The organism is Paenibacillus sacheonensis (assembly GCF_009909195.1).
Taxonomy (GTDB): domain Bacteria; phylum Bacillota; class Bacilli; order Paenibacillales; family Paenibacillaceae; genus Paenibacillus_Z; species Paenibacillus_Z sacheonensis.
Window position 1 is genome coordinate 336,661 of sequence record NZ_JAAAMU010000003.1, and the last position, 25,215, is coordinate 361,875.

Below are 25,215 nucleotides of genomic sequence, written 5' to 3' on the forward strand. Positions count from 1 at the left end.
CGGGTGAGCAGAGGATGAAAGCAAACGTGCTGTTCGGACTCGGCGATTTGCGATTGGCCGACATCGAGAAGCCCGCTCCCGGCCCGGGCGAAGTGCTGCTGCATATCGGCGCCTGCGGCGTATGCGGCTCCGATATTCCGCGCGTGTTCACCAAAGGCACGTATCGGTTCCCGACGGTGCCCGGTCATGAATTCGCGGGCAGGATCGTCGGGCTGGGCCCGGATACCGATCCGGCGCTGCTGAATCGCAAAGCCGCGGTGTTCCCGCTCCTGCCTTGCCGCAATTGCCCGTATTGCGAGATCGGCGAGTTCGCGCTCTGCGACCATTATGACTACATGGGCTCGCGGCGCGACGGCGCGTTCGCGGAATATATCGTCTCGCCGGTCTGGAATCTGGTCCTCGCGCCGGATTCGCTCGGCTTCGAAGAGCTGGCGATGACGGAGCCCGCGGCGGTGGCCGTTCACGCGCTCCGCCAAGCGGGACTCGACGTAGGCGACCGCGTCTTCATCAGCGGCGCAGGTCCGATCGGCCTCATGCTCGCGTATTGGGCCAAAGCATGGGGCGCATCGCGCGTCATGCTGGCGGACGTCGACGCGACGAAGCTGGCATTTGCCAACGAGCTCGGCTTCACGGATACGTTCAACCCGCTGGATGGAAGCGCTGCCGAGTGGGCGAAGAGCTTGACCGGCGGCCTCGGGGCCGACGTCGCCATCGAAGGCGCCGGCATAGCGGCGTCGTGGGAGAACTGCCTGCGGGCGGTCCGCAAGCTCGGCCGCGTCGTGCTGATGGGCAATCCCGCAGGGGGCATGGCGCTGTCGCAGGACGGGTACTGGGAAATGCTGCGCAAGCAGCTCACCGTTCGGGGGACGTGGAATTCCTCGTACGGATCGTCCCCGCGCAACGAATGGCGGCTCGTCGTCGACAGCATGGCGTCGGGCAAGCTCAATCTCAAGCCGCTGATCAGCCATCGCTGCACGCTGGACGACACCTTCGAAGCGCTGCGGATGATGCGCGAGCGGACGCAGTTCTTTAATAAAGTGATGATCCTGCCGTCGGGCGGTGAGGTTTAATAGAGGGCTGCCTTAGAGGGAGATTGGCAGACTTCGTTGGGCCGGTGCGTGCTGTAGGCGTTGGTAATTGGTAAATGGCGTTCGATATTCGTCGCTTGGTGTTTGGTTTATGCCTGGCTTCGTAGGCTCGAGAACAGGCCGACTTCGATGTAGCGCCGGTCTACAAGGAGGCGCAGCAATATTCAAGAAGCAAGCCCCAAAGGTCCGCGAAGCCAGACCGAAACCCGGGCTTGAATCAAGCAAGCAAGCAAGTAAGAAATCAAGGTTTTCCGGGCCCGCAGGCCAAAACGGAATCATATCCAAAGATGGAGTTCCCCCATGGTTTATAACGGTTTAAACATCCGGCAAGAAGGGACCGGAGGGGATGTGGCGTCTGAAGAGCGAAGCGTTCGCCTTTGTAGTCGGAATTCTACCTCTAAGTGTTTTATTAAATCGAGGAATTCCGAACTACAACAGCGACGGAAGACCCGCACTCCCCGCAGGGCACTTCTCCCGCAAGGCCGGATGATTAAAAAGGAGGGCTAGGCTTATTATGAAAGCGGCCGTACTGCACAACCTCGACCACATGGTCGTCCAAGAAGTCGAGCTGCCCGCGATGGACGCGGACAGCATCCTCATGAAAGTCGAAGCCGTCGGCATCTGCGGCTCCGACATCCGGATCTACCACCACGGCAACAGCCGCGTGCAGCTGCCGCAAATTCTCGGCCACGAGGCATCCGGCCGAATCGCGGCCGTCGGGGCCAACGTCACCAAATTCAACGTCGGCGACCGCATCTCGCTCGGCGCGGACGTCCCCTGCGGCGAATGCGTCTTCTGCGAAGCCGGCATCGGCAACAACTGCCAGATCAACTACGCGATGGGCTATCAATTCGCGGGCAGCTTCGCGGATTACGTGCTGCTGAACAAGATGGTCGTCAATTTCGGACCGATCCACCGCATCCCGGACCACGTCTCCCACGAAGAAGCGGCGCTCGCCGAACCGCTCGCCTGCGTCATCAACGCGCTGGAGCTGTCGAACGTCCGGCTCGGCGATTCGGTCGTCGTCATCGGCGCGGGGCCGATCGGCTGCATGCTGGTCGAGGTCGCCAAAATGATGGGAGCGACCAAGGTCATCCTCGTCCAGCGCTCGCGTCCGCGCCTGGAGCTGGCGAAGCAATTCGGCGCGCATGCCTACATCTGCTCGAACGAGGAGAACGCGATCGAGCGCGTGCTCGAAGAGACCGGCGGCCTCGGCGCGGACGTCGTCATTACGTCGAATCCGTCGCCGGAAGCGCAGGTCGACGCCATCCACATGGCGAAGAACCGCGCCCGCGTCAACTTCTTCGGCGGCCTGCCGAAGGGCAAGTCGCTCGTTACGCTGGACACGAACATCATCCATTACAAGGAGTTGTTCGTGCATGGCGCCCACGGCTCGCTGCCGGCGCATCACCAGAAGGCGATCGATCTGATCGCGTCCGGCGCGATCGACATGAAGAAGTACATCTCGCACACGTTCCCGCTGGAGCGGATCCAAGAAGCGATCGAGACGGCGGAGAGTCACGTCGGCATGCGGGTTATCGTGAAACCTTAGGCGCGAGGAGGCGCAGCAGCATGGCAGGCAAAATATCCCCATCGATGATGTGCGCGGACTTCCGCCGGCTGGAGCAGACGGTCGAAGCGTTCGAGCGGGCCGGCGTCGAGTACCTGCACATCGACATCATGGACGGCCGGTTCGTGCCCAACTTCACGCTGGGACCGGATTTCGTCCGGACGCTCCGCGAAATGACCGACATCCCGATCGATCTTCACCTCATGGTGGAACGGCCGGAGGACCATCTGCATCTGTTTCCGGTCGGGCCTGGCGATATCGTGTCGGTCCATCAGGAGGCGTCCGTTCATTTGCAGCGGACGCTGCAGCAGATCAGAGCGCTTGGCGCCCGCCCGTGCGTGGCGCTGAATCCCGCGACGCCGATCTACACGATCGACGACATTCTCGACGATCTCGACGTCGTGCTCGTCATGACCGTCAACCCCGGCTTCGCCGGGCAGAAGCTCGTGCCGGCGACGCTGCGCAAGATCGCGAATATGAAGCGCCATCTCGTGGACATGGGTTATGCGGGCGTGGAGATCGAGGTCGACGGCAACATCTCGAACGAGAACGCGGTCAAGATGCTGGCGGCCGGGGCGGATATTTTCGTCGCGGGCACCTCGAGCATTTTCAAGAAGGACGCGGATTTGCTGGAGCTGACGGAACGGTTCCGCGCTTCGATCTCGGATACGGCCTAGCGGAGGCCGTATCCGAAGCCAACGCCCGCGCGCAGTACGCGCAACGAACGTCATAGGAAGCACATTTCCAACATTTCCGTAACGGGAGAGGGGATTCAAGCATGTCGGACAGCGCATACGCTTGGTTCGAGCGGGAACAGCAGAACCGGGGCATTGACGTAACGCAGGTGAAAGAGAGGCTGAACGCGCTTAAGATCGAGACGCCTTCTTGGGGCTATGCGGATCAGGGGACGCGGTTCCGCACGTTCAAGCGAGCGGATGCCGCGCGTACCGTTCGCGAGAAGCTGGAGGACGCGGCGGCGGTGCACCGCTTCACGGGCGCCTGCCCGGACGTCGCCATCCACATTCCGTGGGACCACGCGGACGATTTCGGCAAGCTCGCGGCGGACGCGAAGTCGCTCGGCATCGGCATCGGAGCGGTCAACCCGAACCTGTTCCAGGACGACGAATACATGCTCGGGAGCGTCACGAACGCCGATCCGGCTGTACGCGCCCGCGCGGTGGAGCATCTGCTGGCGTGCGTCGACATCGCCCGCGCCACGGGGTCGAAGGCGCTCAGCCTCTGGTTCGCGGACGGCACGAACTATCCCGGACAAGGCGATTTCCGTCAGCGGAAGGCATGGATGGAGGAGTCGCTGCGGACCATGTACGCGGCACTGGACGCCGACATGCGGATGCTGATCGAATACAAGTTCTTCGAGCCGGGCTTCTACCATACGGATCTCGCCGACTGGGGCATGGCCTACAACCTGGCGCAGAAGCTGGGGCCGAAGGCCGAAGTGCTGGTGGACACCGGACATCACCCGCAGGGCACGAACATCGAGCATATCGTCGCGTACCTGCTGGATGAAGGCAGACTCGGCGGCTTTCATTTCAACGCGCGCAAATACGCGGACGACGATCTGATCGTCGGATCCGCCAACCCGTACGAGCTCTTCCTGATCTTCGCCCAGATCGCGCTCGCGGAGCGCGACGCGAACCCGATCGTCCGGCGAACGGCCGAACGCATCGCTTACATGATCGATCAGAGCCATAACATCGAAGCGAAGATTCCGGCGATGATCCGCTCCGTCATGAACGTGCAGACGCAGTACGCCAAGGCGCTGCTCGTCGATTGGAACGCGGTCGCGGAAGCGCAGCGGGCAGGCGACGTGCTGGAAGCGGAGGCTGCCGTGCGCGAGGCGTTCGAGCAGAACGTGACGCCGCTGCTGCAAGCCGTGCGCGAGGAAGCGGGGCTGCCTGCGGATCCGATGGCTGCTTACAAGCAGAGCGGCTATGCGGAACGCATATGGAACGCGAGGTCCGCGGCAGTCGCGCCCCTATAGCGCCGCGCCGTCTTCGAGGCCCGTTAACGAACGCGAAGCCGTACCGCCCTTGATATTTCACAAAAACGCATCCATTTACGGGTGCGTTTCGTTATTTTAATGCTATAATGAAAGTTAAGATGACGGGTGGCAAAGGAGAATCGCGGTGAACGAGGCACAGTTAGTAATGCTGTCAAGACAAGGCGATCAGACGGCTTTCAACCAGCTGGTCGAGCTCTATAAGGATAAGCTCTTCCATATGGCGCATCGCATCCTCCGCAGCAAGACGGAGTGCGAGGATGTCGTGCAAGAAACCTTTCTGAAGGTGTACTTGAATTTGAATCGCTTCGACGAGAACAAACGGTTCTCCACGTGGATCTTCCACATCGGTAAGAACGTTTGCCTGGATTTGCTGCGCCGCCGCAAGGCACCTCCGCTGCCTCTGGACCAGCCTGTCACGGCTCAATCCGACCAGAACCTGTCCCTCCATGACGTCATCCCGCACGCCTCCCAATCGCCGGAAAGCGAAGTCATCGAACGCGAGCTCGCCTCGACGATGGCCGATCTGATCGCGAAGCTGCCCGAGAAATACAAGACCGTCGTCTATCAGCGCTTCGTGCTCGAGATGTCGATGGAAGACATCGGACTGGCGAACAATATTCCGGTCAACACGGTCAAATCCCGGATTCACCGCGGCAAGGATTTCATGAAGAAGAGATGGGGCAAGACGCTTTTGCTCTATTCCCTGCTGCTGTTCAGCTTCTTCTGAACCGCCCATCCGGACTTCTAACTTCATAAGCGCCAAGCGTGCGAATCGGCAGCGATTCGGCACGCTTTTTTTGATGCCCTCCAACGCGGCGGAATGAGAGGTTGAAACCGGGATACACTAGCGTGATATAATCGACTTTATTCGGAACCTAGCAGCGTATTGCCGTGCCGCGCAGAGAAGGAGAGAAGAGAGTGAAAGCCGTCATCAAGACCGGACTGCAATGGTTGAAATTCAGCGACATGCGGATGGAGCGCAAGCTGCTGCTCGTTTTTTTGCTTCTGATAACGCTTCCACTTACGTTTATCGGCGCGGTGTCCTATCGCAATTACGCGCATTCGATCGAACGGAACACGATCGCATATTCGACGACGACGCTCGGCAACATGATGGACAGCCTGGACGACTATATCGATGACATGAGCCGCATATCGTCCGTTCCGGCCTACCAGGACGAGATCAAGTCGAACCTCATCGCATCGAACAAATACCATCGGCAGCATCTGCAGAACGAGAACTTCGACCTGCTGCTCACGATCCAGCGGGGCATCGAAGGGAATATCGCATTCATCAATAATATCAAGCGGGGCGCGACGTCCGTTTATATATTCGATCAGTACGGCAACGGGTATTTCTCCGCCAAATCCGGCGGTATCCGCATGAACGTGAAGGAAAGCTATCAGGCGTGGATGGAGAAGGCGGGCCATTCCAGCGGCGAAGCGCTGCTGATCAGCACGCAGAAGTACACGAGCAATCTCAAGAGCACCCGGTACGCGTTCACGGTCGTGCGCAAAATCATCGACAGCTCGCTGCACGATATCGGCCTGATCGCGGTCGACGCGAATATCAGCGTCATCGAGGATCAGATTGCCAAGCTGGACAAGGTGACGCACGGCAAATCGTTCATTTACGATGCGCAGGGCAACGTCATCTACGACAGCGACAAGAAGCTGCTCGCGACGAACATCGGCGATCGGCCGATGGTAAGGCAGGCCAGCGGCGAAGAAGGCAGCTTCTACATGACCGAGGACGGCGTCAAGAAGCTGAACATCTATACGACGTCGGCCAATACGAAGTGGAAGGTCATGACGTCCATTCCGGTGAAGGAGCTGACGCGGAATACGGCGGTCATCCGGAACGTGACCTGGATTTTGACGTTCTTGACGATCGGCATCGCGCTTCTGATCTCCATCTTCTTCTCGTTCGCCCTGACGAAGCCGCTTCGCAAAATGATGCGTCTGATGAAGCGGGTGCAGGAAGGCGACTTCAGCGTGCAGTTCCAAGTGAAGCGCCGGGACGAGATCGGCCAGCTGGGCAACCAATTCAACCGGATGATCGTGCGGATCGACGATCTCATTCAGGACATCTACGGCATGGAGACGAAGAAGAAGGAAGCGGAGCTGCACGCGCTGCAAAGCCAGATCAATCCGCATTTCATGTACAACACGTTGGAATCCATCCGCATGGCGGCAGAGCTGAACGACGATACGGACGCCGCCGACATGCTGGCGATCCTGGGCAAGCTGCTGCGCTACAGCATCAGCGATCTGAACGAGAAAGTGACGCTCGGCAGCGAAATCAACCATATTCGTTATTACGTCGAGCTGCTCAATTACCGGTATCCGGAACGTTTCGAGCTCACGGTGGACGTGCCGGAAGCGTTGGTCGATTACGAGCTGCTGAAGCTTGTCCTGCAGCCGATCGTGGAGAATGCCATCTACCATGGCATGGATGACAACAAGCCGAGAATGGCGATTACCGCATCGGCGTGGGAGACGGAGCGGGCGGTCTGCATCCGGATTACGGACGACGGCATCGGGATGGACGAGGCGACGCTGGAGCGCCTGCGGCATTCGATGAACGGCGCGGAATCGGCGGAAGGCACCAACTACGCGCCTTTCAAGCGATCGGGTCTTGGGCTTCGCAATGTGAACGAACGCATCAGGCTTCATTACGGGGCGAATTTCGGCATCGCGGTCACGAGCGAGCCCGGCAGCGGAACGCAGGTCACGCTCTATCTGCCCGACATAGGAGGACAGCAGGAATGAATAACGCGGTACGACAAACAAGCTTGCCGGGAACGGGGAGAATCGCAGGGGCGCTGCTCCTGTGCACGGTTCTGCTGGCCGGCTGCAATTCAGGCGGAAGCGGCGATGATCAGGGACCAGTCTCGAACGAGCCCGCGCAGCCGGCGAATCCGACCACGCTGACCGTGCTGACGAACCGGGTGGACTGGATCGAGAACGGCGTCCTGCAGCAGTACGCGGATCAATTCGAGGCGAAGCATCCCGGCACGAAGGTGGAATTCGACGGACTGGCGAATTACGCCAGCGACATCATGGTTCGACTGTCGACGCGCAGCATGGGCGATGCGCTGCTGCTGCCGAACAACCTCACGAACGAAGATTTGGTTAACTACTTCGAACCGCTTCATGACGAGATGTTCGCCAATATCCGGTTTGCCGATTTCAAGGCATACCGGGGCGTCAGGTACGGAATCGCGACAGGGGCATCGACGGAAGGCATCGTGTACAACAAGGCTGCTTTCCGGGAAGCCGGCATTACGACGCTCCCGGCCACGCTGGACGAATTCTACGAAGCGTGCCGGAAGCTGAAGGCGGCCGGGATGACGCCGATCTACTTGAATTACGGCGCGCAGTGGCCGATGTCGTCATGGGGGGAGAACCTGGTGGGCTTCATGACGGGCAATCCCGCCTATCTCAACGAGATGACGAAGTCCGATGAGCCTTGGCAGATCGACAACCCGTGGGGACATGCGATTACGATCGTCCGGACGCTGATTCAGAAGGGCTACGGGGAGAAGGACATGTTCGCGAACAATTGGGAGCTGTCGAAGAGCGAGGTCGCTAGCGGCCAAGCCGGCATGTATTTCATCGGCAACTGGGTCATTAACCAGGTAATCGAGGCCGGCGCCAAACCGGACGATATCGGCTTCTTCCCCTTTCCGTACGATAACTCGAAGGGCAAGCGTTACGCGCAGCTCAGTCCGGACTGGTTTCTGGGCGTCAGCAAATTCAGCGAGCATAAGGAGCTGGCCGAGCAATGGGTGGACTTCTTCGTGAATCAGTCCGGTTACGTGAACGATTCCGGCTTCCTGCCCGTCGACGAGACCAAGACGTCGTCCATGCCGCAGATTCGGCAGTTCGAATCGTACCGGCCGACGTACATCGAACGGCAGCCGCCAAGCGACGACTTTCTGAACATCGCGGCGAAAGCGCAGGTCGCGTTCTGGTCGGGCGATTTTATTCAGAATTGGGCGGTCGCCAAGGATCTGAAGGCGGAATTCCAGAAGTACAACGGGCTGTGGAAGGAGGCGCGAAACGACCTGCTAGGCACGCAAGCCGCAGCTAAAGTCGCAGCCGGGAATACGATGCCGGATGCATCGCCATAACCGACATTCACCGGATTCGCCACGCTGGCGGTCCGGTTTTTATTTGCCCGAATGCTGGCCGGATACCCAGGGAAAGTCGTAATCGGTTGCGGCTGCTTGCCGGAGAAACAGGTAAATTGAAGACTACAAATCACAATAGAAACCATTTTCCCTCCGATGCCGAAAGGGTAAGATTACTGGTGTAAGCGCAACCAGTAAGCGCGATCATACGAAACAGGGGGATTAGCAAATGAAAAAGACAATGGCCTACTCAATGGTTTCACTGCTCCTAGTCACATCTCTAGCCGCGTGCGGCAGCAATAATGAAAGCGCCAACAACGATAAGGACGCAGCTGCGAACGCGAATTCCAATACGACGGCGAACGGCGGCACGAACGGCAGCGCTCCCGCGAACGAAGGCAGCGCGGATGCCGGCGGCGATGCCGACATCAGCGGAAAGGTCGTATTCCTGACGAACCGCACGGACATGGTCGACAAGGAGTACAAGGATTACGAGACGCGTTTCGAAGCGAAATATCCGAAGGTGGACCTGCAGTTCGAAGCGATCACGGACTACGACAAGAACGAGAAGATCCGCATCGCATCCGGCAGCTTCCCGGACGTCGTCCTGCTCAGCACGCTCATTCCGAACGCCGAGTTCCCGAAATATTTCGAGCCGCTTGACGACATCACGTTCGAAGGCGACATCTACTTCAAGGATTTCAAGTCGTTCGAAGGCAAATCGTACGGCATCTCCTCCGGCAACAGCACCGTAGGCATCGTCTACAACAAGAAGGCGTTCGAGAAAGCCGGCATCACGGCCATTCCGAAGACGTATGACGAATTCCTGGCTGCCGCCCAGAAGCTGAAAGACGCCGGCATCGTGCCGCTGGCTTCCAACTTCAAGGACAAATGGCCGCTCGGCGCTTGGTACAACGACGTGCCGGCGATCATCAGCGGCAAAGCCGACACGGCAAACAACCGCAAAGACACCGATACGCCGTTCACGCTCGACAACACGTACGGCAAATCGTTCAGCATCATCAAAGAGCTGTACGCCAAGGGCTTCCTGGAGAAAGACGTCAACTCGACGAACTGGGAACAATCCAAGAAAGACGTCGCGCAAGGCAAGTTCGGCATGTACCTGCTCGGCAACTGGGTCATCAATCAAGTCGTGGACGCAGGCGCCAAAACCGAAGACGTAGGCTTCTTCCCGTTCCCGGCCGACAATTCCGGTCAAGCTAAAGCGCCTCTGAACCCGGACTGGTTCTACGGCGTGAACAAGGACGGCAACGTTCCGGCGGCCAAAGCCTTCATCAAATGGATGATCGAAGAATCCGGCTACGACGACTTCGCGGGCTTCATTCCGACGCTGAAGAGCAAAGAGCCGAAGCTGGCGCAATTGACGGAGTTCAACGGCTACAAACCGACCTTCGTCGAGGCATTGCCGACGGACGACACGGCGCTGAGCATCCAAAACAAAGCGCAAATCGACATGGACGGCCTCGTGCAAGAGTTCGTGCTTGCCAAGGATCCGCAAAAAGTGCTCGATAAAGTAAACGGCCAATGGGCGAAAGCGAGAAAAGAAATCGTTAAATAATCCAGCCACTCTCGTCCGATGACGGGTGACGAGCGCTCCTGCCGATCGCACGGCGGGGGCGCTCGCATCAATCAGGCGCCCGAAAGGAATGATGCACCATGCTCAACAATCTCTCGTTCAAGAAGCAGCGTCTTCTCATTATTCTCGGATTCACGATCGTTCCGCTGCTCCTGCTGCTCACGTTCTCGTATTACCCGACATTGGAATTGATTCACCTGAGCTTCACGAATTGGGACGGCCTTAGTCCGGATAAAAGCTGGATCGGCTGGGACAACTATAAAGAAGTGTTCTCGAACTCCGAGCTCTTCGGGGTATTCACGCACAACTTCGCTTATTTCGCGGTGGGGATCGTTCAGAACATCGCGGCCATTTACTTTGCCATCGTCTTGAACGGCAAGCTGCGGGGAAAGCTATTCTTCCGGTTGCTGCTCTTTTTACCATACATCCTTAACGGCGTCGCGGTTTCCTACTTGTTCGGCTACGTCTTCGACACGACGCAGGGCTCGCTTAACCTGCTGCTGCATGCGATCGGCTTGAACGGCGACACGAGCTGGCTCGGCAACGAGACCTTCGTCAACTATACCCTCGCTTCCATCGGCTTCTGGAAGTTCATGGGCTTTAACATGGTCATTTACTTAGCGGCGCTGCAATCGATTCCGGCCGACCTGTACGAGGCGGCCAGCATCGACGGCGCGACGGGCTGGAAGCAATTCCTGTACATCACGCTGCCGAACATCTACAAGATCATCGAGCTGAACTTCTTCCTGACGGTGACCGGGGCGCTCGAGGTATTCGACCTCCCGTTCGTCTTGACCAACGGCGGACCGGCGGGATCCAGCGAAACCTACGTCATGAAAATTCTCGAAACGGCGTTCCAGTTCAACAACTACGGTCTTGCATCGGCCATGAGCGTCGTGCTGCTCCTGTTCGTCGTTGTCGTGCTGTCCATTCAACGGCTTATCTTCAGCAGAAAGGGGGAATAAAGCATGGTCGCGCGAAATCCGGTATGGAATACGGTGAAATATCTATCGCTGCTGGTCGCTTCGTTCCTTGTCGTATTCCCGCCTTATATCATCATCGTCAACGCCTTCAAGACGAAGGACGAATTCGATACGAAGTCGACGATGTCTCTGCCCGATTCGTTCTTCCATCTCTCCAACTTCGGGCATGCGTTCGAGCAGGCCAACATGAGCCGCGCGTTCGGCAACACGCTGCTCATCGTGGGGATTACGCTGATTTTCAATATTTTGCTGGGCTCGGCGTTCTGTTATGCGGTCGGCCGGTTTCATTTCAAAGGCAAAGGCCTCCTGGTCGGCCTGTTCTTGATGGCGACGGTCATTCCATCCATCACGACGCAGGTCGTCAACTACAAGACGATCCAGCATCTGCACTTGACGAACACGCTCGGAGGTCCCATCCTCTTATACATCGGGGCGGATATTCTGCAAATCTACATCTATCTGCAATTCATTCGCAATATCCCCTACGATCTCGATGAATGCGCGATGATCGAGGGCGCGTCGCTGTTCCGCATCTACTGGCAGGTCATCTTCCCGCTGCTCGCTCCGGCGACGGCGACGATCGTCATCCTGAAGACGATCAGCATTTACAACGATATGTATACGCCGTTCCTGTACATGCCGAAGCCGGAATTGGTCGTCGTGTCCACGTCCTTGATGCGCTTCTTCGGCGTCAACAGCGGCGATTGGCAGAGCGTGTCGGCGGCCATCATCATGATTATGATACCCACGTCGATTATTTATTTGTTCCTGCAGAAATATATTTTCGCCGGCGTGACGAGCGGAGCGGTCAAATAGGGAATCACGGAGCGGTTAAATAGGGAATTACGTGGCGGTCAAATAGGGAATCACGGAACCGTCAAACAGGGAACCATTTGAACATCGAGCGAGGGCATCGATTGCCTACAATGAACAGTATCTCCTCTAGCGGGATGCGGCCGGGCGGTGAAGCAGCATGAAAATCATGATCGTCGACGACGAGCAGTTTATTCGGCTGGGTCTCGAGAAAATCATTACGAAGATGGATCCGTCGCTTCGCGTGCTCGGTTCGTTCGGCAACGGGCAGGAGGCGCTTGCTTTCCTGACCAAGCACGAGAGCCAGAAGCCGGACGTGCTCATCACGGATATCAAGATGCCGATGATGGACGGGCTGAAGCTGATCGAGATCGTGCAGGAGAAGCATAAGGACATCTCCATCGTCGTCCTCAGCGGCTTCAGCGATTTTGAATACGCGCGGATGGCAATGCGGGGCGGGGTCAGGGATTATCTGCTCAAGCCGGTCGACAAGAGCGCGCTCTTCGAGCTGTTGAACAAGCTCCGCCATGAGCGGGGACTGGAAGAGGCACAGGTCGCGGAGCCTTCGGAAGACGGGGAACCCGTGCCGGAGCACGAGCATTACATCATCGATGAGGTCAAAGATATTCTGGACCGGGAGTTCGACAAGAACTTCGAGCTGGAGCGGCTCGCCGAGACGGTCGGCATGAATGCCAGCTACCTCAGCCGGCTGTTCAAGAGCAAGACGTCGATGACGATTACCGATTATCTTATCCAGACGCGGATCGATAAAGCGAAGCAGTTTCTGACGGACCATCCGCATTTGAAAAACTATGAGATCTCGCATCTGGTCGGCTACAGCGATCCCGTCTATTTCAATAAGCTCTTCAAGAAAATCGTCGGCGTGACGCCGAAGGATTATAAGGAGAAGCGCGGGTAAGCTGCTGGGCGGCTGGTTGGCGAAAGGCGAAGAGAGAGGGGGCCGGCGGCTTCCTCTCTCTTTTCTTTAAGTCAATCGCTCGCCATTCGCATCGTATTCGCCGCCGCAACCCAATGAGCCGCTGCAGCTCGTGCGCTTTCCCCAGCGGAATCGAATACGAATGTAAATGATAAATCCAGCCAAGCCATTCCGCTCTTTTCAGGGCAGAGTGGTTTTTTGCATTTATTGGATGGATTGCGAATCTTAAAGCCGGTATTTGGAGAAATCGACGTAATTTGAAGTGTACACTGCCGGACGCAGAAGCTAGATTTAAGTTGCCGAGGGCGGAATCCGGTCGGTTCGCTATAGGGATCAACCCGCCGTACTCGAAGGAAACCGATTAAAGGGGATCGAGCAATGACGAAGTTGAAGGTCGGTATTATCGGCGTGGGAGAGGTCGCCCAGATCATTCATTTGCCTATTCTGGAATCGTTGCCGGAGCTATACGAGATGGTGGCGTTGTGCGATATTTCGCCGAAACTGCTCGCGAAGATGGGAGAGAAGTATTCGGTCGGGAACTTGTATTCGAACGCCGAGGAGATGCTCAATCACGCCGAGATGGACGCGGTATTCATCCTGAACAATATGGAATACCATACCGAATGCACCGTGGCCGCGCTGCGAAGGAACATTCACGTCTTCGTGGAGAAGCCGATGTGCGTGACCGAAGCGGAAGCCGAGGCGATTATCCGGGCGAGGAATGCTTCCACCGCTCAAGTCATGGTCGGCTACATGAGGCGCTTCGCTCCGGCTTACCTTCGGGCACTGGAAGAAGTCCGGACGCTGGGTCCGATCAATTTCGCTCGCGTCAGGGATATCATAGGACCGAACGCTTTCTTCACCGGCCAGTCGGGCACGCACGTCTACCGATTCGACGATATCCCGGCCGAAGCCGCGCAAGACCGCAAGGCGAGGAATGCCCGTCTGATGAGCGAAGCGATCGGCGAGCAATCACCCGAGACCTATGCGGCATACGGCCTATTGCTTGGATTGAACAGCCATGACATCTCCGCCATGCGGGAGCTGCTCGGCGTACCTCTAAGCGTGAGGGCGGTCACCTCGTCGCGCGGCGGCAGATTCAAAACCGCCATTCTGGCGTTCGAGGGTTATGATGCCGTGTTCGAGACCGGCGTAGACCAGCAAGGGCGTTTCGATGCCCACATCGAGGTTTTCGGAGAGAGCAAGTCGCTGCTTATTCAATACGATACGCCGTATTTAAGGCAGCTGCCGACGACACTGCGGATCCGAGAGACGATCGGCGACTCGCTGGAAGAGACGGTCATCCGGCCGACGTACAAGGATGCTTACACGTGCGAGCTCGAGTATTTTCATCAAGTTGCAGCCACGGGCATGCCTCCCAAGACGACGCCGGAGGACTACGTCCAGGATCTCCGTATATTCGCAATGATGATGGATGCCATCAAGTAAGGAAGTGACGGGATGAGCGGGGCAAATAACGGTAAAGCAGCCAAGTATGATCACGAGGATCGCCATTTAAGGATTGGCGGTCATGGTTCGACGGACTTGAAATGGCTGTCGGCGCTCGAAGCGCCGCTGCGCGTTACGGGGTTGCCATGGCTGGAGCGAGACGGCGTATTTCGCAGGTTGCCGGTGAACCCCAGCCATTCGATTCGGCCGGAAGTGGATCGCTTAGCGAATTGTACGACCGGCGTGCAGGTCCGTTTCCGGACGGATTCGCCGAAATTGTTCGTCAGGGTGAAGCTGGCTGCTCCGTATAGCATGTATCAGATGACGGCTACGGGTCAGTGCGGCGTGGATTGTTATATCGGAGCGATCGGGGATCAGCGGTATATCAACACATCGCGTTTCGACTTTACGCAAGCGGAATACGAATCCGTGCTATTCGATTCCCTCCCGAGGCAGATGCGCGATATCACGCTGAATCTCCCTTTATATCAAGGCGTAACGGACCTGCGCGTCGGCATCGAGCCTTCATCGGCTATCGCGGCGTTTCCGGGATTTCCCGTAGGCAAAAAGGTGCTTCTCTACGGAACGTCGATTACGCACGGCGCGTGCGCGACCCGGCCGGGCATGGCGTACCCCAATATTCTCAGCCGCTTGTTCCCGCTCGAATTCGTGAATCTAGGCTTCTCGGGCAATGCACAAGGGGAACCCGAGCTCGCGCATATTATCAGCCAGATCGAGGAGCCGGGTCTGCTCATACTGGATTACGAAGCCAATACGCCAAACACCGAGCGGCTCCGGGAGTCTCTGCCGGAATTTATCCGAATCTATCGCCGGCGCCACCCGGAGGTTCCGATTCTCGTGATCTCGCAAATTCGATTGGCAAGGGAAGCATTCGACGAAGAGCAAGCTTCGCGTAGGGAAGCGCGCAAGCGGATCCAGCGGGAAGAGGTCGGGCGGCAGCGCTCCGCGGGGGACCGCAACGTGCATTTCTTCGACGGGACGCTGCTGCTGGGCGATGATCCCCAGGATTGCACGACGGACGGGATACATCCCTCCGATCTGGGATACGATCGCATCGCCAAGGCGCTTCGGCCGGTCATCTCGAACCTGCTGCAAACCGTCATCGAACACGCAACGGGAAGGGACGAAGGGAAATGAGCCAAGTACGATCGAACGCGCGATTGCACCGAGTCACGTTGGAAATGAGCTTAAAGCCTTTTACGAGCATGGATCCTTTCGCCATCGAAGCGAAATGCGAAGAAGCGATTCGGCAGTGGCTGCCGTTGATCGGCATGGCGGATAGCTGTTCGATGCTCCTATGGGTTGCGGACGGCAGCGAGATTCTGACTTGGGACGGCAGCTGGGAGCGCGAGCTCGAGTGGGGGCGCTATATCGGCTTCGCGAACGAGGACAAATTCGGCCATGCGCCGAACGACCCCCGTACCGCCAAGCTTTACCGGCCCGATGCCTGCGCGATCACTTACGCCGATCTTCGGTTCATCGTAGGGGCATTCAAGCGAATCGCCGCCGAGAACTTCGGCATTCGGATGGAAGTCGGCGCCACGTTCGACGCCGGACCCGAATTCGCCTATTCGGAGTTCAAATATAACCTTCATCCGGAGATCAATCATGCCGAGCTCGGGGGCAAAGAGATCGCGCTGAAGGCGGATTACAACGTGATCTGCACGTGGTCGAAGCTGCGCGAGGATCGGAACGCCTATGCCGCTTATCCGGAAGGCATACCCGAAGGAACGCCGTTCGGCGAATATCTCGGAAGGCAATGCGCAAGCTTTCTTCCGGAGCTCGGCTTCGATTATATCTGGTTCTCGAACGGCTTCGGCTTTTCTTTCTTCCCGTGGACGTACCTGGGAGCGAATTACGACGGGACGGTGCTGCCGCTGGCGGATTACGATGAACTGACGGGCAGAACGCTGTCGTTCTGGGAGCACTTCAAGCGGGAATGCCCGGATATCCGCACGGAGGTGCGCGGCACCAACTTCGGGACGGGGATGGATCTGGCGAAAGACTTCATACCGCTGGCCGAGCTGTACAGGAGAAAATATATCGCGTACCCGCCGCCCAATTCGCCGTGGGGAGCGCTTAATTTCGACTTCGGTCTGGAGATCGCGTCGCACATGTCCAGAATCGCGGTTCTGCCGGGCGAGACGTATCCATACCGTTTCTACCCGAACGATCCTTGGTTTTGGCAAAATCCCTGGCAGGATCTCTACGACCGGGAGCCGCACGACATCTATTGTCCATTGACGGTCGCCCGCATGAATAGCGAAGGCGACCTGCAGAATCCGGGCATTATCGAGCTTCTAACGATCGATACGGAGAAGGGGGAATTGAACGCGGATTGTCCTGCGGAAGTCATTCCGCATCTTCGGCGGGCGATCCAAGACTTCCCCGATCGGGCCGGCATTCTGACCTGGCTCTATCCGTTCGCGGAATACCATGCGGCGGTGGAGGAATCGGCTAACGAATCCAAGACGGTCTTCTTCGAAGAGTGGTTCGTGCGCAATGCGGTCAATCAGGGATTGCCTCTCAATACCGTGCTCAGCACGGATGAATTCGCGGCGATGACGGCCGGAGCGACGACCAAGCTGCGGGATACGATCGTCTTCGCTCCGGCTTCCGGGTTAACGGGCGAGAACGGCCGACTGCTGGCCGCGTTCGTCCGGGAAGGGGGCAAGGCGCTCGTCTACGGGGCGGTAACCGACCCGCGATGGCTGGAGCTGCTCAACATCCGGCAGGATCGCGGCCTCGAAGGCGAGCTTACGATGAATCATACGATGCAGCCCGACACGTTACTGGACGAAGAAGCTTCGACATCGAAACGATTCAAGCACGATCCCCTGATCGGGGGAGGCGCGCTTAACGAGGTTCTGAACGACGGGGACGATCGGGCCACGAAAGTATGCGCGACGGCGACATCCGCCCTGGAAGACGAGGTCCGAATCCTCGCCTTGACCCGGGAGCTGCCGGAGTGGAACGGCGGCAAAGTCGGTTGGGTACGGGGTTCCCTGCCGTTCGTGGGAGGAACCGTTACGCAGCTTCCCGTCCGGCAAGCCGAAGCTTACGCGGACCTTTCGATTCTCGCCCGGCAGATCCTCGCGGAATTCGGATACGATCTACGGCAGACGAAGCCGGAAGAGGCGAGCAAGCCCGCGCTCTTGTTCGTCTCGCGCCGCGACAACGGGTTCATCTTCACGGGCTGCCGGCAGGATACTTCGGTATCGCTCCGCATGCGCTTCCCGGACGGAGTTCCGGTCGTTACGGGCCAGACGATCCGGGCCGGACAAGGCGACGCCGCTTATTCGTTCGATCGTACGTTCCACGACGAGTGCCGCATCTTCGTCGATCAGCAAGAGACGACGACCGTCTTCTGCCGGGAATACATGCCGATTCCTACGCCGAGGAAGAATTCGGTTCGCTTCATCCACGTCACGGGCTTGCGAGAGGCTGCGGTGACGATATACCCGCCGCTAGCACGTCTGGCCGCGGGAAGCGTCGAGGTGAAGGCCGATAACGTCTACTTGGAACTTCAGGGCTGCGTATTCGGCAATAAATTGGTGATCCCGAATGTAAGCGGGGAGATGGAAGTGACTTGGTGATCCGAGGAGGAGGAAACGAATTGAGGCGCAAATTCGCCGTTCAATTATACACGCTGCGCAAGGAGTGCGAGCAGGACTTCCCCGCTACGCTGAGAACATTAGGCGAGATGGGCTGGGCCGGAGTGGAGACCGCCGGGCTTCACGGGCATTCGGCCGAGGAGATCGCGGGGGTGCTGGAGGAATCCGGGCTGAAGACGGCCGGCATGCACGTCTCCGTGGAACAATTGCGATCGAACGCGCGGCATGTGATGGCGGAGGCGAGAATTCTGGGCACGAATCGCTTGATCTGCCCGTCCGTGCCTCACGAATGGCGGAACGAAGAAGGGTACGTGAGGCTAAGGGAAGAGCTTAACGCGGCGGCAGCAGAGGCGGATGTCGAAGGCTTCACGGTCAGCTTCCACAATCATGCCTTCGAGTTCGATACGAACGTCGATGGCCTGGACGCGCTGAGTTACCTAATCGAGCCGTCGGCTAATAATGCCGTGTTGGCGGAAATTGATGTATACTGGTTGACGAAAGCCGGCTATGAACCGGCTGCGTTCATCGAGCGTTATGGCGGCCGAATGCCGACGATGCACCTGAAGGATATGACGGGCGACGAGCGCCGAACCTATGCCGAGATCGGTAACGGGATCATCGACTTCGAGCCTCTGCTGCTGTGGGGGGAGCTAAACGGCGTGGAATGGTACGTCGTCGAACAGGATCTATGCGAGGGCAAAGCGCTGGACAGCGTTAGAATAAGCCTCGGCAACCTGCACGCGCTCTCCGATCGGCTGCAGGCAAGACATCCATAGAATAAGATTGCGAGAGGGACTGGCGGAGGCCAGTCTCTTCGGCATTGTTCATGTTAAGGGGAGGACGATCGCATGAAGCGATTCGGGGTCAAGATGTATTACTTCAAAATGTTACTTTGGATCAGCATCGCCATCCTGCTCGTTGTCGTCTTGCTGTCGGCGGTCGTCGGCATCAACACCCGGAAGCTGCTCGTGAAGAACGAGTACGTCTCCAACCAGAAGATCCTGTACCAGGTGAAATACAATATGGCGTTCATGGACGACGCGATCGCCAGCCTATGCAAGTCCCTGTATCTAAACAGCGACGTGGACGCGGTGATGTACGCGAAGCAAGAGGATATGGTCGACGTGGCCAATCGCCTGAATAAAGTGACCAGCTCCATCACGTCGACCAACGCGTACATTCATTCCCTGACGATCTACAATCGCCACTTAAACCAGACGTACAACGCGGGTAGTCCTTTGTTCTTCGAAGACCAGATGATAGACGCGCTCAACCGTTCGGAGCAGCTGCCTCCGAAGATGGAACCGATCTTCCGCGACATCCGGAAGCTGGTGAACGGCGAGTCCCGTCCCGAGCGCGTCTTCTCGTACTTCATGTACGAGACCTCCCCGGAAGATCTGAAGCCGGAGGGCGTTATCGTCATCAACGTCAGAGCGGAGTGGCTCTTGGACAACATCCGGCAGATCAACATGATCGACAAGCGGAAGGGCGACACGATCTTCCTGTTGGACCAATCCGGAGAGTATCTAGCCGAAGGATCCGGCGATAACGGAATCATGCAGGCGTTGAAGACCGACTTCGTCGATTATCAAGCCGACCATCCGAACGGCGATCCGGACGGCTTCTTCCAGAGCAAACACGGCGGAACCGAGTACCTGGTAACGTACTCGACCATCGAGAGCGCGGGAATGACCCTGCTGAAGGCGCAACCGGTCGAAGAAGTCTATCGGTCGATCGCGAGCCTGCGCGCAAGCCTTATTCTCATCACGCTCCTTACGCTGCTGCTCGCTCTCGTTCTCTCGATCGTGATCTCCCGCCGAATCTACCGGCCGCTCGGCAACCTCGTGAACGCGGTCAAGCGAGATCGGCTGCGCGGGACGGGAGAGGACGAAGCCGTCGACGAAATCTCGTATCTGAACGCCGTCTACCGGCAGTCGATGGAAGAGCTGGATTTGTTCTACAAGGAGAAACACGATAACAAGGATTTAATGAAACATTACTGGCTGCGGCGATTGCTCGACGAACGCCTCGCGATTTCGCGTGAGGAACTCGCGTCCTTATTCAAGGAGATGAGGATTTCCTTGTCGCCGGCAGGCACGCATGCCGTCTGTTTGTTAAAGATCGATAACTACAAGGAGTTCCAACAGGCCTTCAATGCCAGGGACAAAGAGATGTTCCGGTTCGCCATACTCAATATCGCATCCGAGACGGTGGCGCAATCGTTCCCTAACGAAGGAATCGATATGAAGGAAGACCACGTGCTGCTGCTCGTGAGCGTTCCGGATCGGGACGGGGCTTATGCCGCCGAACTGGCCAGGCTGCTCGCCGAAGCGCAGGATCATTTCTCCCGGTTTTTCAAGGTCACCTTCACGGCATCGATCAGCGGCCATACCGACGAGATAAGCGGCTTGCATGCGCTGTACAACCAGACGTTGGATCTGTCCATGTACCGGCTGCACCTCGGTCACGGATCCCTCATTACGCATTCGCGCGTTCGCAGGAACGTCGAGAACAAGAAGGCCGGCTACCCCAAGGAATTGGAAGAATGGTTCGCGGAGACGATCAAGTCGGGCAATGTGGCCGGGATGAAGGAGGTGCTGGCGAACCTGTTCGGAGAGATGGAGACGCTTAACTACCACAATGCCTTGGTCTCGATCATCAGACTGTTCGATACGGCGGTCGAGGCGTTGGACGAAGCGAGTATAAGCCCGGCTCCTTCGCTGCAGATCGCCTCGTTCGGCAGGCATGTCATGGAGAAGGAGACGATGGCCGAGATCCATCGGATCCTCCAGGGAGGCTTGTTGGATTCCATCAATAAGGAGACGGCCGAGAATACGGATACGCTGAACGATTTCGTCGTGGACGCGGTCACGGAATATATTCATAACCATTATCGCGACTTGTCCCTGAGCCTGCCCTCGATCGCGGCCATGATGAAGATCTCCTCCCGCACCTTGAGCAGGATCTACAAGCAGGCGACGAATCTGTCCATCGCGGACATGATTAACGACGTGAGGCTAAGCCGGGCGGCGGAGCTTCTGCTGCAAGAAGATTTAAGCGTGAACGAGGTCGTGCAGAGAGTGGGCTTAACGAACGAAACGTACTTCTTTAGCCTGTTCAAGAAGAAGTACAAGGTGACGCCGAAGGAATACGCGCTGCAAAGGAACTTGAACAAAATCAATTAGCCGCCAACGGAGCACGAGCGAGAAATCGCCGTGCTCCGTTTTGGCGTTTTTGCTCCGAACGGAGCCCGTTGCGGCCCCTTGCAGCGCGTTTTTGAAGGAAAATGCCGGATTTATAATATACAGCGGCGCCGGCCGCGCCTAAAGTTGGGGTAGGACGACAAGCAACGAGAAAAGGAGGTGCGGGACGCATGATCAGGATGGTCAGGAAATCCGCCGGATTGTCGCTGCTGGCTCTGCCGGGATTTCTGCTTATTATTATTTTCAACTACGTGCCGCTTTACGGGCTGCTGCTGCCCTTCAAGACGTACCGCTACAACCTCGGGATATGGAACAGTCCTTGGGTGGGGCTGGACAACTTCGGCTATCTGTTCAACGGGGACGCGCTGTACCGGGTACTGAGGAATACGATTCTCTACAATATGACGTTCATCGTGCTCGGCACGACGCTCTCGGTCATCATCGCCCTGCTTCTATACGAGTTGAGCCGCCGATTCGTGAAGACGTACCAGACGATTCTCTTCATCCCTTACTTCATCTCCTGGGTGGTGGCCGGATTCGCGTTCCGCTCGTTATTCGACATGGAATACGGTGTCGTTAACCGACTCCTGGTCTCCCTGGGCGAAGAACCGATCATGTGGTACAGCGATCCGAAGTATTGGCCTTATATCATCGTGATCGCGGCGGTGTGGAAGGGGCTGGGGTACAGCTCGGTCATCTATTACGCCGCGCTGATGGGCATCGATTCGGAATATTACGATGCCGCCAAGATCGACGGGGCGAGCAAGATCCGCCGGGCGATCTCGATCTCGGTGCCGATGATCAAGCCGATCATCATCATGCTCGTCATTCTGCAGATCGGCAGCATCTGCTACAGCGACTTCGGCCTGTTCTATAACGTGACGCTGAACTCTTCCCTGCTTTACGAGACGACGGACGTCATCGATACGTTCGTTTATCGGTCGCTGATCGACCTGGGCGATATCGGAATGGCTTCGGCGGCGGGGTTTTTCCAATCGATCGTAGGCTTCTGCCTGGTCCTCGTCACGAACGCCATCGTCAAAAAAATCAATCCGGAAAACTCTCTCTTCTAAGGGGCGAAACCATGAAAGCGTACGTGAAGACGCTTGCAAGACGACCGCTGCCTGCCGGCAAGGCGATCATCCATCTGATCTTCCTCTTGCTCTGCGCAGCCTGCCTATTCCCGTTCCTGGTCATTATAGGGACCTCCGTGCAAAGCGAGAACGATATCGTCAAATTCGGCTATGCCATCCTTCCGAAGCACTTTACCTGGGACGCCTATCGCGTCATTCTGCACGATCCCAAGGCGCTATTCCAATCGTACTTCGTGACGATCGCGACGACGGTCATCGGTTCGGTCGTCGGCATGTGGGTGACGACCTCCTACGCGTACGCCATCTCGCGCAAGGATTATCGCTTCCGTTCCTTCCTCGCCTTCTTCGTGTTCTTCACGATGCTGTTCCACGGCGGGATGGTTCCTTCCTATATTCTGATGGTCAAGTGGCTGGGCTTGAAGAACACGATGCTGGCGCTTATTCTGCCTTACTTGATCAGCGGCTGGTTCGTCATGCTGATGAAAGGGTTCTTGCAGACGATTCCGGAAGCGATCATCGAGTCGGCCAAAATCGACGGAGCGGGCGAGCTGAGAATATTCGCGCAAATCGTTCTTCCGATTTCCAAGCCGGCGCTGGCGACCTTGAGTTTATTCTTTGCCCTGCAATACTGGAACGATTGGTGGCTGACCTTGCTCTACGTCGATCACGACAACCTGATGAAGCTGCAATACTTGCTTATCCGCGTGTTGAAGAACATGGAGTACTTGAATTCGGCGGAAGCGATCGAATACGGTTTGGTCAAGCCGGGTATGCTCGTGCCTTCCTTAAGCGCGCGGATGGCGATGTGCATTCTGGCCGCGGGACCCATGCTGCTCGTATTCCCGCTCTTCCAGAAATATTTCGTGCAAGGCTTGACCGTGGGGTCCGTTAAAGGTTGATAATTATCGCTATGAGACTTCGAGCTTATAGTCGCTGATTATAGAAGACATGCAAATGACAGGGGAGGCAATCCAAGTGAGTCGTGTAACAAGCGAAGCATCAAAGAAACGGATATTGTCGGGAACGGTCTTCATGCTTGCCGCAATGGTTATCGTAAGCGGTTGTAATTCGAATTCGAGCTCGAATTCGAATGGGAAATCGATTGAAAACGCGTCTGCCGGCCCTAACGGCAGCCAAGAAGCCTCGGGGTCCGCATCCCAAGACTCGGAGGCCGCTTCTCCCGAAGATACCGGCGGCGAGACGAAGGACTTCGTCAAGCTCAGCTGGTACATGCCGAAGCCGATCGACAACATGAAGGATCAGGAAGCCGTCGAGGCGGAAGCGAACAAGATCATCAAGGAGCGATTGAACGCCGAGCTGCACCTTAACCTCATCGACAATGCCGGCTGGGAAGACAAGATGAAGCTGATCTCGGCGGCGGGCGAGCCTTACGATATCGTCTTCTCGACCTACTCGTCCAATCGGATCAGCGATAACGTGCAGAAGGGCGCGCTCCTGCCGCTCGACGATCTGCTTCAGAAGTACGGGAAGAACATCTTGGCCAAGGTCGACCCCCGCGCTTGGAAAGCGGTGACCTACAACGGAAAGATCATGGCGATTCCGGCGCAAACGCCATACGCTCCGGCCGGCGCCCACGTCTTCAAGAAGGACTTGGTCGAGAAGTATAACTTCGATTACAAGAGCGTCAAGAGCATTCAGGAGTTGGAGCCGTTCCTGGCGGAGATCAAGAAGAACGAGCCCGACATGATTCCGCTTCTGGCCACGGCCAACGGAACGGCTTCGGGGGTTACCTTGTACGACTACACGACGATCAGCCCGGGGATCTCGTATAGCGAGAAGGACGGCACGATCGTCAAGATTCTGGACGTTCCGCAGAACAAGGCCAACTACCAAACGATCAACGACTTCTACAAGAAGGGGTACATCGCGAAGGATGCCGCCATCAAGACGGATTACCTGGCCGAAGCCAAATCGGGCAAATACGCCGTCATGCGCGATTCCGGCGGCTATACCGAAGATGGCTCGAAGTCGACGGCGACCTATGGCTTCCCGACGGTGGAGACGCTGTCCGGCTACCCGACCATCTCGACGAACTCGATGACCTCGGCCGCGACGGCCATCAGCGCCACGTCCAAAAACCCGGAAAGAGCGATGATGCTGCTGAACCTAATCTGGGGCGACAAGTACTTGTTGAACACGCTGGCGTATGGCGTCGAAGGCAAGAATTATACGGTGAAGTCCGGGACGGTCAAGGACGACGCGCCGACGATCGAAGCGACGAGCGGCTCCGAGCAAACGTGGGCGATCTGGCACAACTGGCTCGGACCACTGTGGGATCAATGGGATTCGAACTGGAATTCCACGGCCGCGCTGGAAGCGATGAAGAAGAGCAACGACAACGGCAAAGCTTCCGGCATTCTCGGCTTTATCTTCAATCCGGAGCCGGTGAAGAACGAGATCGCGCAAGTGAGCGCCATTCAGAAGGAATCGAATCCGATCCTGACGACGGGCTCCATGCCGGACTTCGAGAAGTATTACACGGATCTTCAGAAGCGGTTGGACGAAGCGGGCATGGACAAAATTCTGGCCGAAGCCCAGAAGCAGTTCGACGCCTGGAAAGCTTCCAACAGCTGATTGGACGGAAGAGGGGTCGGCGACTCTGCTACGCGGTAGTAGGGTCGCCGATTTTGCTTCATGCTTCTATTAACGATGCAAAGGGGAATCCA

The 25,215-nt window shown here is 57.3% G+C and carries 19 protein-coding genes; all 19 read left to right on the forward strand.

Features of this window, described 5'->3' with window-relative positions; genetic code table 11:
• The first annotated feature begins 14 nt into the window (after positions 1-14).
• The 19 genes from GT003_RS07010 (at position 15) to GT003_RS33005 (ending at position 25,123) form a co-directional block, all read left to right on the forward strand.
• Positions 15-1,070, forward strand: a complete 1,056-nt coding sequence (locus GT003_RS07010; RefSeq protein ID WP_161695845.1) for a galactitol-1-phosphate 5-dehydrogenase — start codon at positions 15-17, stop codon at positions 1,068-1,070.
• 532 nt (positions 1,071-1,602) lie between these two features.
• Positions 1,603-2,640 carry an alcohol dehydrogenase catalytic domain-containing protein gene (locus GT003_RS07015; protein ID WP_161695847.1) on the forward strand — a complete coding sequence of 346 codons (1,038 nt, stop codon included), beginning with the start codon at positions 1,603-1,605 and terminating at the stop codon, positions 2,638-2,640.
• Between the two features lie 20 nt (positions 2,641-2,660).
• Positions 2,661-3,335, forward strand: coding sequence for a ribulose-phosphate 3-epimerase (rpe, locus tag GT003_RS07020; protein WP_161695849.1), 675 nt, complete (start codon positions 2,661-2,663; stop codon positions 3,333-3,335).
• A 101-nt stretch (positions 3,336-3,436) separates the two neighbouring features.
• The gene (gene rhaI, locus GT003_RS07025) at positions 3,437-4,660 is read left to right on the forward strand and encodes an L-rhamnose isomerase (RefSeq protein ID WP_161695851.1); all 1,224 of its coding nucleotides are present in this window, start codon (positions 3,437-3,439) and stop codon (positions 4,658-4,660) included.
• Between the two features lie 166 nt (positions 4,661-4,826).
• Positions 4,827-5,408 carry a sigma-70 family RNA polymerase sigma factor gene (locus tag GT003_RS07030; protein WP_161695853.1) on the forward strand — a complete coding sequence of 194 codons (582 nt, stop codon included), beginning with the start codon at positions 4,827-4,829 and terminating at the stop codon, positions 5,406-5,408.
• A gap of 191 nt (positions 5,409-5,599) precedes the next feature.
• Positions 5,600-7,453: a cache domain-containing sensor histidine kinase gene (locus GT003_RS07035; RefSeq protein ID WP_338045936.1), complete on the forward strand. Its 1,854-nt coding sequence runs from the start codon at positions 5,600-5,602 to the stop codon at positions 7,451-7,453.
• On the forward strand, positions 7,450-8,817 hold the full coding sequence (locus tag GT003_RS07040) for an ABC transporter substrate-binding protein (protein WP_161695855.1): 1,368 nt from the start codon (positions 7,450-7,452) through the stop codon (positions 8,815-8,817). The genes GT003_RS07035 and GT003_RS07040 overlap by 4 nt, the downstream gene beginning before the upstream one ends.
• Before the next feature lie 229 nt (positions 8,818-9,046).
• Positions 9,047-10,396 (forward strand): ABC transporter substrate-binding protein, encoded by a 1,350-nt coding sequence (locus GT003_RS07045; protein ID WP_161695858.1) that lies wholly within the window; start codon positions 9,047-9,049, stop codon positions 10,394-10,396.
• A 98-nt stretch (positions 10,397-10,494) separates the two neighbouring features.
• On the forward strand, positions 10,495-11,379 hold the full coding sequence (locus GT003_RS07050; RefSeq protein ID WP_161695860.1) for a carbohydrate ABC transporter permease: 885 nt from the start codon (positions 10,495-10,497) through the stop codon (positions 11,377-11,379).
• 3 nt (positions 11,380-11,382) lie between these two features.
• Entirely contained in the window at positions 11,383-12,213 is an 831-nt protein-coding gene (locus GT003_RS07055) for a carbohydrate ABC transporter permease (RefSeq protein ID WP_161695862.1), read from the forward strand.
• Between the two features lie 157 nt (positions 12,214-12,370).
• Positions 12,371-13,129 (forward strand): response regulator transcription factor, encoded by a 759-nt coding sequence (locus GT003_RS07060; RefSeq protein ID WP_161695864.1) that lies wholly within the window; start codon positions 12,371-12,373, stop codon positions 13,127-13,129.
• 396 nt (positions 13,130-13,525) lie between these two features.
• Positions 13,526-14,596: a Gfo/Idh/MocA family protein gene (locus GT003_RS07065; protein WP_161695866.1), complete on the forward strand. Its 1,071-nt coding sequence runs from the start codon at positions 13,526-13,528 to the stop codon at positions 14,594-14,596.
• A gap of 12 nt (positions 14,597-14,608) precedes the next feature.
• Positions 14,609-15,754 (forward strand): SGNH/GDSL hydrolase family protein, encoded by a 1,146-nt coding sequence (locus GT003_RS07070; protein ID WP_161695868.1) that lies wholly within the window; start codon positions 14,609-14,611, stop codon positions 15,752-15,754.
• Positions 15,751-18,213, forward strand: coding sequence for a hypothetical protein (locus GT003_RS07075; protein WP_161695870.1), 2,463 nt, complete (start codon positions 15,751-15,753; stop codon positions 18,211-18,213). Before GT003_RS07070 ends, GT003_RS07075 begins: the two co-directional genes overlap by 4 nt.
• A gap of 20 nt (positions 18,214-18,233) precedes the next feature.
• Positions 18,234-19,007 (forward strand): sugar phosphate isomerase/epimerase family protein, encoded by a 774-nt coding sequence (locus GT003_RS07080; RefSeq protein WP_161695872.1) that lies wholly within the window; start codon positions 18,234-18,236, stop codon positions 19,005-19,007.
• A gap of 72 nt (positions 19,008-19,079) precedes the next feature.
• Complete coding sequence (locus GT003_RS07085; RefSeq protein ID WP_161695874.1) at positions 19,080-21,416, forward strand: helix-turn-helix domain-containing protein; 2,337 nt, start codon at positions 19,080-19,082, stop codon at positions 21,414-21,416.
• Between the two features lie 188 nt (positions 21,417-21,604).
• Positions 21,605-22,507: an ABC transporter permease gene (locus GT003_RS07090; protein ID WP_161695876.1), complete on the forward strand. Its 903-nt coding sequence runs from the start codon at positions 21,605-21,607 to the stop codon at positions 22,505-22,507.
• Positions 22,508-22,518: 11 nt separating this feature from the next.
• The gene (locus tag GT003_RS07095; protein WP_161695878.1) at positions 22,519-23,427 is read left to right on the forward strand and encodes a carbohydrate ABC transporter permease; all 909 of its coding nucleotides are present in this window, start codon (positions 22,519-22,521) and stop codon (positions 23,425-23,427) included.
• A 76-nt stretch (positions 23,428-23,503) separates the two neighbouring features.
• Positions 23,504-25,123, forward strand: coding sequence for a DUF3502 domain-containing protein (locus GT003_RS33005; protein WP_161695880.1), 1,620 nt, complete (start codon positions 23,504-23,506; stop codon positions 25,121-25,123).
• The last annotated feature ends 92 nt before the right edge of the window (positions 25,124-25,215 follow it).

Bases quoted from the DNA above. Each gene is read 5' to 3' on its own strand.
- GT003_RS07015 (WP_161695847.1), top strand. From the start codon at position 1,603: ATGAAAGCGGCCGTACTGCACAACCTCGACCACATGGTCGTCCAAGAA.
- rhaI (WP_161695851.1), top strand. From the start codon at position 3,437: ATGTCGGACAGCGCATACGCTTGGTTCGAGCGGGAACAGCAGAACCGG.
- GT003_RS07040 (WP_161695855.1), top strand. From the start codon at position 7,450: ATGAATAACGCGGTACGACAAACAAGCTTGCCGGGAACGGGGAGAATC.
- GT003_RS07095 (WP_161695878.1), top strand. From the start codon at position 22,519: ATGAAAGCGTACGTGAAGACGCTTGCAAGACGACCGCTGCCTGCCGGC.
- GT003_RS07070 (WP_161695868.1), top strand. From the start codon at position 14,609: ATGAGCGGGGCAAATAACGGTAAAGCAGCCAAGTATGATCACGAGGAT.
- GT003_RS07090 (WP_161695876.1), top strand. From the start codon at position 21,605: ATGATCAGGATGGTCAGGAAATCCGCCGGATTGTCGCTGCTGGCTCTG.
- GT003_RS07010 (WP_161695845.1), top strand. From the start codon at position 15: ATGAAAGCAAACGTGCTGTTCGGACTCGGCGATTTGCGATTGGCCGAC.
- rpe (WP_161695849.1), top strand. From the start codon at position 2,661: ATGGCAGGCAAAATATCCCCATCGATGATGTGCGCGGACTTCCGCCGG.
- GT003_RS07085 (WP_161695874.1), top strand. From the start codon at position 19,080: ATGAAGCGATTCGGGGTCAAGATGTATTACTTCAAAATGTTACTTTGG.
- GT003_RS07060 (WP_161695864.1), top strand. From the start codon at position 12,371: ATGAAAATCATGATCGTCGACGACGAGCAGTTTATTCGGCTGGGTCTC.
- GT003_RS07030 (WP_161695853.1), top strand. From the start codon at position 4,827: ATGCTGTCAAGACAAGGCGATCAGACGGCTTTCAACCAGCTGGTCGAG.
- GT003_RS07050 (WP_161695860.1), top strand. From the start codon at position 10,495: ATGCTCAACAATCTCTCGTTCAAGAAGCAGCGTCTTCTCATTATTCTC.
- GT003_RS07045 (WP_161695858.1), top strand. From the start codon at position 9,047: ATGAAAAAGACAATGGCCTACTCAATGGTTTCACTGCTCCTAGTCACA.
- GT003_RS07065 (WP_161695866.1), top strand. From the start codon at position 13,526: ATGACGAAGTTGAAGGTCGGTATTATCGGCGTGGGAGAGGTCGCCCAG.
- GT003_RS07055 (WP_161695862.1), top strand. From the start codon at position 11,383: ATGGTCGCGCGAAATCCGGTATGGAATACGGTGAAATATCTATCGCTG.
- GT003_RS07075 (WP_161695870.1), top strand. From the start codon at position 15,751: ATGAGCCAAGTACGATCGAACGCGCGATTGCACCGAGTCACGTTGGAA.